The following is a 14,021-nucleotide window of genomic DNA, read 5'->3' on the forward strand; positions in this document are numbered from 1 at the left end:
CCTGCCTGTTTTTTAGGCATCGAGCGATACACAAATGAGCATTGTACCCAAACCTCCTGTTCTTGGCCCCATTGCCGTCGGCCCCGTGCGGATCGATTGCCCGGTCGTGCTGGCGCCGATGACGGGGGTGTCGGATCTGCCGTTTCGCCGCGTGGTGCGCCGCTATGGGTCGGGGCTCAATGTCACCGAGATGATCGCCAGCCCCGCGGCGATCCGCGAAACGCGCCAGTCGATTCAAAAGGCGGCGTGGGACCCGATCGAGGAACCGGTGTCGATGCAACTGGTCGGGTGTGAACCCGCGCAGATGGCCGAGGCGGCCAAACTGTCGGAAGATCGCGGCGCGGCGATCATCGATATCAACATGGGCTGCCCGGTGCGCAAGGTGGTCAACGGCGATGCCGGATCGGCGCTGATGCGCGATGTGCCGCTGGCGGCGGCATTGATCGAGGCAACGGTCAAGGCGGTGTCGGTGCCGGTGACGGTAAAGATGCGCATGGGCTGGTGCCACGACAGCCTGAACGCGCCCGAACTGGCGCGGATTGCCCAGGATCTGGGCGCGCGGATGATCACTGTCCACGGGCGTACGCGCAACCAGATGTACAAGGGGTCGGCAGACTGGGCGTTTGTTCGCCGGGTCAAGGACGCGGTCGATATTCCGGTCATCGTCAACGGCGATATCTGTTCGGTCGAGGATGTTGCCACCGCGATTGCACAAAGCGGCGCCGATGGCGTGATGATCGGGCGCGGGGCCTATGGCCGCCCGTGGCTGCTGGGCCAGGTGATGCATTGGCTGGCCACTGGCGACTTGCTGGAAGACCCCACCATTGGCGAACAATATCAAGTAATTGTAGAGCATTATCACGACATGCTCGAAATCTACGGCAATGTAACCGGGGTCAACATGGCGCGCAAGCACCTGGGCTGGTACACCAAGGGGCTGCATGGTTCGGCGGAGTTTCGCAACACCGTCAATTTCATCGATGACCATCGTGCAGTGCTGGCCAGCCTGGCGGAATTCTATGCGCGGTTCGATCCGGCGGCGCAGCGGCGGGCGGCTGCGTGAACAATCCGTTCGACTGGCGGCGCGGCGAGACCGGTCGACCGGACCCCAAACGGCTGATCGCCAGCCTGCCGCAGGGCTTTGTCCTGCTGGCGCCCGATCTGACCATCGCCTCGGTCAATCCGGCGGCGGAACAACTGGTCGGGCAGGGCGCCAGCCGGTTGCTCGGACGGGTTGTCCACGATGTGTTCGTGTTTGAAGAGCCACTGATTCTCGAACGTCTGGCCGACCGCGAGGCGCATCTGGTGGCGCCCGGCGCGCTGGTGCGCATTTTTGAACAGCCTGCACGGCCGATCGATGTGGTGACCGCGCCCGTGCTGCATTACCCCGGCTGGCAGATTTTGGTGCTGCACGAACCAGTCGGGGTCGAGGCATTGACCATGGGCATGGCCGGCGCCGGCGACGATGCGGGGGTGGCCCTGCGCGCACCCGACGTGCTGGCGCACGAGATCAAGAACCCGCTGGCGGGGATTCGCGGCGCGGCGCAATTGCTCGACCGGCGGATCAGCGATGCCGATCGCGCGCTGACCGGGTTGATCACCACCGAAGTCGATCGAATCGCCAAGCTGATCGATCAGATGCAATCGCTCAGCCGCCGCAGCATCGAACCGGCGACCGAATGCAATCTGCATGAGGCGGCCCGCCATGCGCAGGCCATCCTGGCCGCCGGGCACGCCGCCGGTCGGGCCGGGCGGTTTGTGGTCGAAGAGGAATTCGACCCCAGTCTGCCGACCGTCACTGCCAACCCTGATGCGCTTGTCCAGGTGCTGCTGAACTTGCTGGCCAATGCCAGGGATGCCTGTGAAGCACTTGAAAAGCCAAGGATCATCGTGCGCACGCGATTCGCCAGCGGGATTCAGGTGCATGTCGGGGCGGGGGGCAAGGCCTTGCGCCTGCCGATCGAACTGCGCGTCAGCGACAATGGGCCGGGCGTGCCACCGGCGTTGCGCGATCATATTTTCGAGCCGTTTGTGTCAAACAAGAAAAGCGGGCAGGGGTTGGGGCTGGCACTGGTGCAGAAACTGGTGCGCGAAATGAACGGGCGGGTGACGCACGACCGTGATGAGGCCAAGGGCCTTACGCATTTCCGGTTACACCTGCCGGTGGCCGGATCGGTACCACAGGGGGCGCGCACATGACCCGCACAATTCTGCTGGTCGAAGACGACGAATCGATCGCCACGGTGATCACCGCCGCGCTCGAGGCCGAAGGGTTTGCAGTGGCGCGCACCGATTCGGTGGCCGGGCGTGACCGCCTGCTCGAACAGCGCAGCTATGCGCTGATGCTTACCGATGTCGTGCTTACCGACGGTGATGGCATCGAGACTCTGGCGGCGGTGCACGCACGGTTTGCGCAAATGCCGGTGATCATCCTGTCGGCGCAGAACACGCTCGACACTGCCGTACGCGCCAGCGACACCGGCGCGTTCGAATATTTCCCCAAACCGTTTGACCTCGATGAACTGGTTGCGGCGGTCCATCAGGGCATCGATCAGGCCAGCACCGGCGACCGCGATGAACCCGCCGATATGGTGCCGCAGGGCCTGCCGCTGGTCGGGCGCAGCGCACCGATGCAGGCGGTCTATCGCATGATCACGCGCGTATTGCGCAACGATCTGACGGTGCTGATCCTGGGCGAATCCGGCACTGGCAAGGAACTGGTGGCCGAAGCGATCCACCAGTTGGGCAATCGCGGCAGCGGGCCGTTCGTTGCCGTCAACGCCGCCGCAATCCCCCACGACCTGATCGAAAGCGAACTGTTCGGCCACGAAAAAGGCGCCTTTACCGGGGCGATCGCGCGCCATGTCGGCAAGTTCGAACAGGCTGCAGGCGGTACGCTGTTTCTTGACGAAATCGGCGACATGCCGATCGAGGCCCAGACGCGGCTGCTGCGCGCGTTGCAATCGGGACGCATCCGCCGGGTTGGTGGGGCCGAGGAAATCCGCCTCGATTGCCGGATCATTGCCGCCACCAACCGCGATCTTCTGCCGATGATCGCGGCCGGCCTGTTTCGCGAGGATCTCTATTATCGCCTGGCCGTCGTGCCAATCGAATTGCCCCCCTTGCGCGACCGCGCCGAAGATATCGAGGCCCTGTCGCGCCATTTCCTCGCCGCCGCGGCCAGCGAAGGCCTGCCACGTCGGCAATTGACCCCGGCGGGGGCCGCGTTGCTGGCGCGCCAGCCCTGGCGGGGCAATGTGCGCGAATTGCGCAACCTGATCTATCGCCTGGCGCTGATGGCGCGCGATGAAGCGATCGATGTCAGCGCGATCGAACCGATGCTGGCCAGTGGGCCGGGCGGGGCCTTGCGCACGGTTGAGGGGCCGCCGCCAAGGGCCGACATTGGCGCGGCGCTCGAACAATGGCTGACCGACAACAACCCGGCGCCGGGGCGGATCTATGACGAGGCGCTGGCGGCGTTCGAACGACCGCTGTTCCTGTACCTGCTCGGCCAGACTGGTGGCAACCAACTGCGTGCCGCACAGATTCTGGGCATCAACCGCAATACGCTGCGCAAACGGCTGTCGGATCTGGGCATTCATCCCGAAGATGCCACCATTCGGGCCTGATTGCGCTCGGCCCATCGTGCATTTGCGCGAAATCTGCGTAAATTCCCTTGCATTCGGGCAACAGGGGTGTTGTTAAACGGCAACTATGGTCGATCAATCAGCAGGTCACTCGCCCCAGCGGGCCCGACGCCTGCCGCGGTGGTGGCGGCGCCTGTTGGTAATCCTGCGTCGTGCAAACGTTTTCCTGTTGGTCGAGACCGCCTGCGCGATTGCGCTGGTGATGATGGTCACGCTCAGTTGGTACAAACTGAACCCGCAGCATACGCCGGGCGATCAACTGCTGCCGGCCAAGCTGACGTCGACTTTGCTGATCGGCACGCTGGTGCCCGCGCTGGCGCTGATCGTGCTGTTCGGACGGCGCATCGCCCTGGCCCGCGCGGCGCGCGATGCGCTGGCCAGCAATGGCCGCCTGCATGTGCGGCTGGTCTGGCTGTTTTCGCTGATCGCGGCTGTGCCGACACTGCTGGTGGCGATCTTTGCCTCGCTGTTGTTCCAGCAGGGGGTGGAATTCTGGTTTTCCGACAATTCGCGCGGCATGCTGGAAAACGCCAACAGCCTGGCCAAAGGCTATTATGACGACAAATTGCGCGACGTGGGCAAGGAAAGCATCGCCATGGCGGGCGATATCCGCACGTATCTGGGCCAGTCGCCGATCACGAGCCAGGATTTCCGCGAGGGCTATGCCTGGCAGGTGATCACGCGCAAGCTGGATGAATCCGCGATCGTCGAACGTGGCGAAGACGGCACTTTGCGCACAGACGCGATTGTCGATCCCAACCGCAACGATCAGCGTCAGCGCGTGACCAATGACGAAGTGCAACGACTGGCGCGCGGCGAACAAGTTGTCGTCAACGCGTCGGCGGCCAAGATCGAGGCGGTCACCACCATCGATCCGGCGCGCGGGATCTATCTCTATACCGCGCGCAATTCCGACCCGCTGGCGTTCAGCCAGTGGAAGCGGGCCGAATCCGTGGTGGCCGCCTATGACATGCTCACCCGGCGCGCGCGCGCACTGCAGGTGCGGTTCAATCTGGCGCTACTGGTGATATCACTGGCGCTGGTCATGCTGGCGGTGTGGGCCGCGCTGCGCATTGCCGATCGGCAAGTTGCTCCATTGATCGAACTGGTATCCGCCGCGCGCAAGGTCGGCAGCGGCAATTTTGCGATGCGCGTGCAATCGGGGCGGGGCGCCGACGAAGTCGGCATGCTGGCGCGCGCGTTCAACCGTATGACTGCGCAACTGGAAACCCAGACCCAGGCGCTGGTGAACGCCAATGCCCAGCTCGATGTGCGCCGCGCATTTATCGAGGCGGTTATCGAATCGATCACGGCCGGGATCGTTTCAATCGACCGCGACGGCAACATCAGGCTGATCAACAGTTCGGCGCAGAAACTGCTGGGCGACGGCGCCAGCGATGTCACCGGCACCCCGCTCGCCACGTTTGCCCCGCAACTGCACCAGCTCGTGCAATCGGGCGATCCGAGCGGGATCGTGCACTATGCAAAGGCGGGCGATCTGTTGACCCTGGCGGTGAAAGTCGCGGCCGATCCCAATGGCTATGTGGTGACGTTCGAAGACATCACCCGGCAACTGGTCGACCAGCGTCGCGCGGCATGGTCCGATGTCGCGCGCCGCATCGCGCACGAAATCAAGAACCCGCTGACACCGATCCAGCTCGCCACCGAGCGGCTGAAGCGCCGCTATCTGCGCCAGATCACCACCGATCCCGAACTGTTCGAGGAATTGACCGCCACAATCATCCGGCAGGTGGGTGACTTGCGCAAGATGGTCGATGAATTCTCGTCGTTCGCGCGCCTGCCAAAGCCGGTGTTTCGCCCCGAGGACGCGGGTGAACTGGTGCGCCAGGCGATTTTTCTGCAGGAAATCGCGCATACCCGCATTGCCTTCACGTTCGAGGGGCCGACCAACGAACCGTTCGAGGCCGATCGTCATCAGTTTGGCCAGGCAATGACCAATGTCCTGAAAAACGCGGTCGAGGCAGTCGAGGCGCGCGCGCGCAACGAGGATATCGATTACAAGGGGCGGATCGCCGTGCACCTGATCGCCGATGGCGAGGCAATTACCATCCACGTGGTCGACAACGGCATCGGCTTGCCCGCCGAACGCGACCGCATCCTCGAACCCTATGTCACCACACGGGAAAAAGGCACCGGTCTTGGCCTCGCCATCGTCAACAAGATTGTCGAGGAGCACGGCGGGGAAATGACCTTTGCCCCCGAACCGGGTGGCGGCACGCGCATGACCATGCGGTTTGCGCGCGCACCGGTGATGTCATCCGCCGAATCCGCCGAACCGAACCGCCTGGCCCACACGGCCCCCGCATCCGAACCGACGCGTTGAAGGACGATTACCCATGGCTCTTGATATCCTGATCGTCGATGATGAGCGCGATATCCGCGAACTCGTCGCGGGTGTGCTGAGCGACGAAGGGTATTCGTGTCGCCTGGCGGGCGACAGCGTGGGCGCGCTCGCCGCGATCGACGAACGCCGCCCCAGCCTGGTGCTGCTCGACGTGTGGCTGCACGGCAGCCCGATGGACGGGCTTGAAGTGCTGGACGAAATCAAGAAACGTGAACCCGAATTGCCGGTGCTGATCTTTTCGGGCCACGGTAATATCGATACTGCGGTTTCGGCGATCAGCCGGGGCGCGATGGATTTCATCGAAAAGCCGTTCGAGGCCGAACGCCTGCTGCTGCTGGTCGAACGCGCCACCGAAACCGAGCGGTTGCGGCGCGAAAATGCCCGGTTGCGGCGCGATTTCGTGATGTCCGACGAATTCACCGGCAATTCCTCGTCGATCAACACTGTGCGCGCCACGCTCAAGCGCGTGGCCCACACCGGCAGCCGGGTGCTGATCACCGGCCCGGCCGGTTCGGGCAAGGAAGTCGCGGCGCGGTTGCTGCATAGCTGGAGCACCCGCAACGACAGCCCGTTTGTCACGGTCAATTCGGCGCGGATCACCCCCGAACGGTTTGAACAGGAACTGTTTGGCGAAGAAGCCGATGGCAAGCTGGTGCGCGCGGGCCTGCTCGAAATGGCCGATGGCGGCACGCTGTTCCTCGATGAAGTGGCCGACATGCCCGCGTCGAGCCAGGCGCGCATCTTGCGCGTGCTGACCGAACAGGCCTTTGTGCGGGTGGGCGGGCACCGTCAGATCCGCGTCGATGTGCGCGTGGTGTCATCGAGTTCGCGCCCACTCGAAAAGGAAATTGCCGAACGGCGCTTTCGCGAGGACTTGTACTATCGGCTCAATGTCGTGCCGGTGGCGATCCCTCCGTTGTCAGACCGGCGCGACGATATCCCCGCGCTGATCGACCATTTCTTTGCGCGCTTTGCCAGCGAACAGGGCTTGCCCGCGCCGGCAGTTGCCTCTGAAGCGATGGCGGCACTGCAAAGCTATGACTGGCCGGGCAATGTTCGCCAATTGCGCAATGTCGTCGAACGCACGATGATCCTGGCCCCGCGTGGTCGCCTCGCCAGAATCGAGGGCGACATGTTGCCGACCGAAATTCTCAGCACGCCGCTGGTGGGCGACAGCAACACCGCGGCCCTGATGGGTGCGCCGCTGCGCGAGGCGCGCGAAAACTTTGAACGCGAATACTTGCGTGTGCAGATTCGGCGCTTTTCGGGCAATATTTCCAAGACTGCCAGCTTCATCGGCATGGAACGGTCGGCCCTTCATCGCAAACTGAAGCTGCTTGGCATGGCCGACCGTCGCGAGGACGAGGAAGAGGAAGAGATCAACTGATTAACTAGAGAATTTCTTGCAAAGGTGACGACCAGCCCAGTTCGCGGTTTACGCGGAGGGGCATTGGCCGTTATAGAGCAAAAAACAGCGGCGTGATGTCGACCACCCCCCGCCACGGGTCGTCGTTGCGCCAGATCGCGAAGGCACAGATGCAACACACGCGTTGCATGATCGTGCCCAGCCAAAACAAAAGGAGTCAAACACGTGACCGGACGCACACTCACCGCACGCCCGCGCGCAACCAAGGCCGAGCCCGAATTGGAAGCCTCTGCGCTGCCGATGCCGACCGGTGCCAAAGGGCAGAATTTGCAGGACGTGTTCCTCAACCATTTGCGCAAGAACAAGATTCCCGTCACGATGTTCCTGGTGAAGGGCGTCAAGCTGCAGGGCATCGTCACCTGGTTTGACAATTTTTCGATCCTGTTGCGCCGCGACGGGCAGTCGCAGCTTGTCTACAAGCACGCGATCAGCACGATCATGCCCGGGCAGCAGCTTTCGGTGGCGCATTTCCAGGCCCCGGCCGACGAATCCAACCGCAAGCGCCTGTTGCAGGAAGTGTTCCTGTCGAGCGTGCGCGATGCCGGCGTGCAAGTGACGATGTTCCTGGTCAACGGTGTGATGCTGCAAGGCAAAGTCGCCGCTTATGACCTGTTCTGCATGTTGCTGGAACGCGAAGGCTATGTGCAATTGGCCTACAAGCACGCGGTTTCGACCATTCAGCCCGCCGGGCATGTCGATCTGTCGGGCGATTGGGACGGTGAGACCGCTTGATTTCCAACCATAAAAATGGCCGGTCTGCATGACCGGCTTTGAATTCGGACGCAATCCGGAGGATTTGAAGGGCGAAGTGACGCGCGGCGCGAAAGTGCTCGTGGCGCTGCCCGATGTCCGTCAGAAGGGCAACCTCGGTCTCGATGCCGAATCACGGCTGGAAGAGGCCGAGGGCCTGGCACGCGCGATCGGACTGGACGTGGTCGACAGCTTTGCGTTGCCGATCCGCGCAATCCGCCCGGCGACGCTGTTTGGCGAAGGCCAGGTCGACAAGATCGCGGTGGCCTGCGAACAATCGGGCGCCGATCTGGTGATTGTCGACGGCGCGCTGTCGGCAATTCAGCAGCGCAATCTGGAAACCCGGCTTGGGCGCAAGGTGATCGATCGCACCGGGCTGATCCTCGAAATCTTTGGCGAACGCGCCGCCACCGCCGAAGGGCGGCTGCAAGTCGAATTGGCCCACCTCGATTACCAGGCCGGGCGACTGGTGCGGTCATGGACCCACCTCGAACGGCAACGCGGCGGCTTCGGCTTTCTGGGCGGCCCTGGCGAAACCCAGATCGAAGCCGACCGTCGCCTGATTCGCGGGCGCATGGCGCGCATCCGCCGCGAACTGGATCAGGTGCGCCGCACGCGCGGGCTGCATCGCGAACGGCGCCAGCGCGCGCCGTGGCCGGTGATCGCGCTGGTCGGCTATACCAACGCGGGCAAATCGACGCTGTTCAACCGCCTGACCGGCGCCGACGTGATGGCGCAGGACTTGCTGTTCGCCACGCTCGATCCGACGATGCGTGCGATCCGCCTGCCGGCGGTCGACAAGGCAATCCTGTCCGACACTGTCGGGTTCATCTCCGACTTGCCGACGCAACTTGTCGCAGCGTTTCGCGCCACGCTCGAAGAAGTGACCGCCGCCGACGTGATCGTGCATGTGCGCGATGTTGCGAACCCTGCCAGCGCCGAACAGAAACGCGAAGTTGAAGCCATCCTGGCCGATCTGGGCGTGGGCGGCGAAGACGGCCCTGCGATTCCGATTATCGAGGCGTGGAACAAGATCGACCTGCTGCCGCCCGACGATCGGGCGATGCGCGAAGACCTGATCGCACATGATATCGCCGATCGCCCGGTCGTGCCGATCTCGGCCGTGACGGGCGAGGGGGTCGACGCGCTGATCGAACGGCTTGGCGTGATGCTGACTGGAGAGGCACAGACACTCGATCTGACCGTGCCGATGCACGATGGCCAGAAACTGGCCTGGCTGCACGCCCATGGCGAAGTCTTGCTGGAAGAGGCGGCGCAAGACCAGCAGGGCCAACCCGCCGCGCATCTGCGCGTACGGCTGACACCGCGCGAACTCGGGCGGTTCTACGCGCTCTGACCGGCGCGTTCGGCGGCCTTCACCGCCTGCCACAGCGCCTCTTGCGAATTGAGATCGCGCCCGGCGATGCTGCCACCGGCCAGCGCCTCCATGGCCTGAAACCGGCGTTGGAACTTGGCATTGGCATAGCGCAGCGCGTCTTCGGGGGCGATGCCGTGCGCGCGCACCAGGTTTGCCGCCGCAAACAGCAAGTCGCCGGCTTCCTCAAAACGATCCGCCTCGGTCGTCGCGGCGGCGAGTTCGGCGGTTTCCTCGACCAGTTTGGCCTCCGGGCCGGCCGGATCGGGCCAGTCGAATCCGACCCGAGCCGCGCGTTTTTGCAGCTTTTCGGCGCGCATCAGCGCGGGCAGGGCGGTGGCGACCCCATCGAGCGCGCTCTGTGCGCCCTTGGCGGCACGTTCGGCGGCCTTGGTGTTTTCCCAGCGTTCCTCGCGCGATTGTCCCTCATCGTCGGCGCCGCCAAAGATATGCGGGTGGCGTGCCTCCATCTTGGCGGAGATGGCGTCGGCCACATCGCCAAACGCGAATTGCCCGGCCTCTTCGGCGATGCGGCTGTGAAACACCACTTGCAGCAGCAGATCGCCAAGTTCTTCGCGCAAGGCGGCCATGTCGTCACGCTCGATCGCATCGGCCACTTCATAGGCTTCCTCGATCGTATAGGGCGCGATCGTCGCAAAACTTTGCGCTAGATCCCATTCGCAGCCATGGTCGGGATCGCGCAGCCGCGCCATGATCGTCAGGAGGCGGGAAAGCGGATCGGACGTTGTGGTCATGGCTGGCCCCGTGCTGCTGTCTTCGCGTCTGCGCTGGCAAGTTCGGACAGGCTTGGCAAGCCCGTGTCGGCGGGAACCAGCGCAATCAGGCGAAAATCGCCGCGCGCCACGTCGGCCAGCACATGCTGGTCAAATGCCAGGGGGCCTTGCGCGGGATGGTCAAACCGCCGTTGCCCGCCCTCGCGACCGAGCACGCCCTGCCGCGCCCACAACGTGGCGAACAGCGGGCTTTCGCGAGTCAGCCAATCGACCACCCCCCGCACGCGCGGATCATGCAGGCCGCGCCCATAATCGCGGCGAAATTCGGCCAGAACCCGTGCGCAACGCCCTTCCCAATCGGGCAGGAGCGCGCGGGCGGCGGGATGGGTAAACACATAACGCAACAAGTTGGGCGCAGCATCGTGATCGAACAGCCCGACGAACAGGCGTTGTGCCGCCGCATTGGCGACCACCACATCCCATGCGGGATCGAGGCCGTAGGCGGGGCAGGCCAGTGCCGCGACGATGGCCGCGATGGCATCGGGCGCGCGTTGCGCCGACCGCCCGAACGGATCGGCAGGATCGTGCCGCGCCGCCAGCGTGAACAGATACGTCCGCTCCGCCGGGCCGAGATTGAGCGCATCGGCAAGCCGCGCAAACGTCGTTGCCGAAGGTCGCACCGCGCGACCCTGTTCGATCCATGTCACCCAGGTCGCGCCGATGCCGGCACGCTCAGCCAGCTCCTCGCGGCGCAGGCCGGGCGTGCGGCGCCGTCCGCCCGCCAGGGCAGGGGTCATGCTTTCGCGCCGTGCGCGTACAAAGGCACCCAATTGGCGGCGCTGTTCCTCATCGTTCATGGCATGCCTTATACCAGGATAACTTTGTCCATGGTAACAGGCAATCGGCGCGTGCACCATACTGGCCAAGGAGACCGATGATGACCACACCCGATCAGGACCATGTTATCCAGCGCCAGTTCGGTGCCGCCGCCGCCGACTATGTGACCAGCCCGGTGCATGCCGGTGGCGCCGATCTGGCGCGGATCGCGGCCATCGCCGCCAAGATCCGGCCCGAACATGCGCTCGATCTGGGCACCGGGGGCGGGCATGTCGCCTATGCCCTGGCGCCGCACGCCACACGGGTAACCGCCTGCGACTTGTCCGAGGCCATGCTGGCGGTGGTGGCCGATGAAGCGGTACGGCGTGGCCTGCCCACAATCGCCACGCTGGCCGCATCGGTGGGTGATCTGCCGATGGCCGACGCAGCGTGCGACATGGTGGCCTGCCGGTTTTCGCTGCATCACTGGCGCGACCCGGCGGCGGGCCTGGCCCAGGCGCGCCGCGTGTTGCGGCCCGGCGGACCGGCAGTGTTTGTCGATGTGATCGCCCCGGCCGCGCCTGCCGCAGACACCCACCTGCAGACGGTCGAGCTGTTGCGCGATCCCTCGCACGTGCGAGACTTCACCGTGCGCGAGTGGCAGGCGATGCTGGCCGAGGCCGGATTTGCCATCACCGCGATCGTTCCCGCGCAGCTGCGCATGGATTTTGCCGAATGGACCGCCCGCCAGCGCACGCCACCTGTACAAGCCGCCGCGATCCGCGCGGTGCAGGCGCTGGCCCCCGCCGAAGTCGCACACCATTTTGCGATCGAGCCGGATGGCTCGTTCACGCTTGATACGGTGCTGATCGAGGCGGTGTAATGCTGCACCGCACACACCCATAATGGTCGCATATCTGCGCTTTCGCGCTCATTTTGGAAGGAGTTGCCCTCGAATTCCGGGCGATTTGGGCGTCTTGTTCCGGCAACGGGAATCGCACATTTCGCCCAGGGAGATCCGGCGATGGACAACGCAACGACGCTCCACATCGGAGACTCGGTGGAACACGCGCTCGAACTGCTCGATCAGGCCTTGACCATCCTCGATGGCGAAGATCTGCTGATCGCGGCGGCGAAAGTGGACGAGGCACGCAATTCGTTGCGCAAAGCAGCCAACAACGACTGATCCGGCCTTGGCGCCCACGCAGGGGAGCCTGATCCGCCGACGGTCGTAACGCTCGTGCTTGATCGCAATGTGTTCCCGCCATTTAGAGAAGACACAATTTCCGCCAAATAGAAAAGACACAGATCGTTCCAGCAGGGGCTGCGCGGAACCCTCCAGATTGTGCAGCGCAGACCCTGCTGATGCGCTGGGTTGGCATGGACGCACCCTGGACCCGCTGCGTCAGCAGTGGGCCCGCTCACGCCATCGCCATCACCCGAGCTGCTTTCTCTTCAGCCGTCAATTGGCGCAGGGGAGGGCGTCCGCGCTTGCGTTTGACCGGAGGCAAGGAATTCGGTTCCGGCACCGCAAACATATGAGCCCCCTGCGACCTGCGACCCGGTGAGTTGTTGTTGCGCTTCCTTGGCGGCAGCTGCTCCTGCATCAGCTTGGCCATCATCAGCGCGGCATCCAGATGCTTGTTCTCGACGATCGCTGCCTGGTTCACCTGCCGGATCTTGTCGAACACCCGATATGGCAGCACGTGATCGCCGTGTCTGATCTCCAGGCTGCCGTCAGGATATTCGCACACATCCACACGCTTGCCCGCCAATGCGTTGCTGATCGGACCAGGCTCCAGGATGAACAGTATCTTGTTGTAATGCAACGTCAGCGCGCGCGTTACCGAACGCTCCTCGCGCCAGACCATCACAACGCGCAAGTCATCATGCGAGGCGAGGGGGCGGTGAAGGTCTCGCGCATCAAACGCAGGCTTGGCAAACCGCGCATTATGCTGTGCTACGTACGCGGGCAGAAACGCATTGGCCTGTGCAATCGTCGCAATGCCCTCAAGTCGCATCGCCTTGACCAACCGATCCTGCAAAGTCGCATTCGCCCGCTCGACGCGACCCTTGGCCTGTGGCGAGTTGGCGCAGATAATCTCGATATTCAGCGCTTCCATGGCCCGCCCGAAATGCGACATGCCATCGCCCAGCGCCGATGCCTTCGGATTGCGGAAAACCGTGTGTTTGTCCGAGTAAAGTGCCACCGGCTTGCCGTGCGCTTCGATATATTCGCGCGTCGCGTCCATGTAAGCGAAGGTGCTCTCGCTCTCGACCATCTTCAGGTGCATCAGCTCGCTGGTCGCATCATCGATATAGACCAGCAGCGTGCACTGCGGCCCGCGATCCTCGAACCACCAGTGCTTCGAGCCATCGACCTGGATCAGTTCGCCGCGGCATTCGCGCCGATAACGGGGTTGATACGGACGAGGGCGCCGCGCTGCGCGGTCATGCCACAGGCCCGCCTGGATCATCATCTGGCGCAGCGCCTCGCACGAAACCCGGATGCCATGCCGCTCGATCAGATATTCGCGCGCCAGCGTCGGGCCGAAATCGTGATAATGTTCGCGCACGATCGCGACAATCCGGTCACGCAGCGCGTCGCTGTGCCGCCGGTTGCCCGGTCGACTGCGTTTGCGCGAAATCATGCCTTCGGCACCGTCTTCTCGCACCCGGTCCAGCAAGCGATAAACCTGGCCGACGCTTGAGCCCGAGCAGCGCCGCCGCATCCGGGACCCGAAGCTCGCCGCGCTCCACGCGCATCATCGTGTCAAACCGCGAAAGCTCACCGTGGCTCATCGCAAGCACCACCATCATGCGTTCTCCCGTCTCGCAGGGAGAACCATGCCACCGTCGCTCCGCAATCCACGACACAGTGTGTCATTTCTATCTAGCGGAGGTGTGT

11 protein-coding genes and 1 pseudogene are annotated in these 14,021 nt (G+C 63.9%); 9 read left to right on the top strand and 3 right to left on the bottom strand.

What is annotated here, in order from left to right; translation table 11 throughout:
- Positions 1 to 34: 34 nt before the first annotated feature.
- The 7 genes from dusB to hflX all read left to right on the top strand — a co-directional run bounded on the left by dusB (position 35) and on the right by hflX (position 9,545).
- Positions 35 to 1,063, top strand: a complete 1,029-nt coding sequence (gene dusB / locus AQZ49_RS01355; protein WP_067611701.1) for a tRNA dihydrouridine synthase DusB — start codon at positions 35 to 37, stop codon at positions 1,061 to 1,063.
- Positions 1,060 to 2,199, top strand: a complete 1,140-nt coding sequence (locus tag AQZ49_RS01360) for a two-component system sensor histidine kinase NtrB (protein WP_067611704.1) — start codon at positions 1,060 to 1,062, stop codon at positions 2,197 to 2,199. The genes dusB and AQZ49_RS01360 overlap by 4 nt, the downstream gene beginning before the upstream one ends.
- Positions 2,196 to 3,629: a sigma-54-dependent transcriptional regulator gene (locus AQZ49_RS01365; RefSeq protein ID WP_067611707.1), complete on the top strand. Its 1,434-nt coding sequence runs from the start codon at positions 2,196 to 2,198 to the stop codon at positions 3,627 to 3,629. Before AQZ49_RS01360 ends, AQZ49_RS01365 begins: the two co-directional genes overlap by 4 nt.
- Before the next feature lie 85 nt (positions 3,630 to 3,714).
- Positions 3,715 to 5,991: a sensor histidine kinase gene (locus AQZ49_RS01370; RefSeq protein WP_082701247.1), complete on the top strand. Its 2,277-nt coding sequence runs from the start codon at positions 3,715 to 3,717 to the stop codon at positions 5,989 to 5,991.
- Between the two features lie 13 nt (positions 5,992 to 6,004).
- The gene (locus tag AQZ49_RS01375; protein ID WP_067611710.1) at positions 6,005 to 7,399 is read left to right on the top strand and encodes a nitrogen assimilation response regulator NtrX; all 1,395 of its coding nucleotides are present in this window, start codon (positions 6,005 to 6,007) and stop codon (positions 7,397 to 7,399) included.
- 204 nt (positions 7,400 to 7,603) lie between these two features.
- The gene (hfq, locus tag AQZ49_RS01380) at positions 7,604 to 8,170 is read left to right on the top strand and encodes an RNA chaperone Hfq (RefSeq protein WP_197410873.1); all 567 of its coding nucleotides are present in this window, start codon (positions 7,604 to 7,606) and stop codon (positions 8,168 to 8,170) included.
- Between the two features lie 28 nt (positions 8,171 to 8,198).
- Entirely contained in the window at positions 8,199 to 9,545 is a 1,347-nt protein-coding gene (gene hflX, locus AQZ49_RS01385; RefSeq protein ID WP_067611713.1) for a GTPase HflX, read from the top strand.
- Here the strand turns inward: hflX and mazG are convergent.
- Together mazG and AQZ49_RS01395 are read right to left on the bottom strand one after the other, a co-directional pair.
- On the bottom strand, positions 9,533 to 10,318 hold the full coding sequence (gene mazG, locus AQZ49_RS01390; RefSeq protein WP_067611716.1) for a nucleoside triphosphate pyrophosphohydrolase: 786 nt from the start codon (positions 10,316 to 10,318) through the stop codon (positions 9,533 to 9,535). The genes hflX and mazG overlap by 13 nt on opposite strands.
- Positions 10,315 to 11,154, bottom strand: coding sequence for a helix-turn-helix domain-containing protein (locus AQZ49_RS01395; RefSeq protein ID WP_067611717.1), 840 nt, complete (start codon positions 11,152 to 11,154; stop codon positions 10,315 to 10,317). The genes mazG and AQZ49_RS01395 overlap by 4 nt, the downstream gene beginning before the upstream one ends.
- A gap of 77 nt (positions 11,155 to 11,231) precedes the next feature.
- Here AQZ49_RS01395 and AQZ49_RS01400 point away from each other — a divergent pair, with 77 nt between their 5' ends.
- Both AQZ49_RS01400 and AQZ49_RS22045 read left to right on the top strand, forming a co-directional pair.
- Complete coding sequence (locus AQZ49_RS01400; protein ID WP_231738583.1) at positions 11,232 to 11,996, top strand: class I SAM-dependent methyltransferase; 765 nt, start codon at positions 11,232 to 11,234, stop codon at positions 11,994 to 11,996.
- 141 nt (positions 11,997 to 12,137) lie between these two features.
- Complete coding sequence (locus AQZ49_RS22045) at positions 12,138 to 12,299, top strand: hypothetical protein (RefSeq protein WP_156428064.1); 162 nt, start codon at positions 12,138 to 12,140, stop codon at positions 12,297 to 12,299.
- 235 nt (positions 12,300 to 12,534) lie between these two features.
- On the opposite strand, the pseudogene AQZ49_RS01405 reads toward AQZ49_RS22045, so the two are convergent.
- Positions 12,535 to 13,930 (bottom strand): annotated as a pseudogene (locus AQZ49_RS01405) (ISNCY family transposase).
- Positions 13,931 to 14,021 lie beyond the last annotated feature (91 nt).

It is taken from the genome of Novosphingobium sp. FSW06-99, from assembly GCF_001519065.1.
Lineage (GTDB): Bacteria > Pseudomonadota > Alphaproteobacteria > Sphingomonadales > Sphingomonadaceae > Novosphingobium.

Coding starts and splice junctions, on each gene's coding strand:
- AQZ49_RS01400 (WP_231738583.1), top strand. CDS start 11,232: ATGATGACCACACCCGATCAGGACCATGTTATCCAGCGCCAGTTCGGT.
- hflX (WP_067611713.1), top strand. CDS start 8,199: ATGACCGGCTTTGAATTCGGACGCAATCCGGAGGATTTGAAGGGCGAA.
- mazG (WP_067611716.1), bottom strand. CDS start 10,318: ATGACCACAACGTCCGATCCGCTTTCCCGCCTCCTGACGATCATGGCG.
- dusB (WP_067611701.1), top strand. CDS start 35: ATGAGCATTGTACCCAAACCTCCTGTTCTTGGCCCCATTGCCGTCGGC.
- AQZ49_RS22045 (WP_156428064.1), top strand. CDS start 12,138: ATGGACAACGCAACGACGCTCCACATCGGAGACTCGGTGGAACACGCG.
- AQZ49_RS01370 (WP_082701247.1), top strand. CDS start 3,715: ATGGTCGATCAATCAGCAGGTCACTCGCCCCAGCGGGCCCGACGCCTG.
- AQZ49_RS01395 (WP_067611717.1), bottom strand. CDS start 11,154: ATGAACGATGAGGAACAGCGCCGCCAATTGGGTGCCTTTGTACGCGCA.
- AQZ49_RS01365 (WP_067611707.1), top strand. CDS start 2,196: ATGACCCGCACAATTCTGCTGGTCGAAGACGACGAATCGATCGCCACG.
- AQZ49_RS01375 (WP_067611710.1), top strand. CDS start 6,005: ATGGCTCTTGATATCCTGATCGTCGATGATGAGCGCGATATCCGCGAA.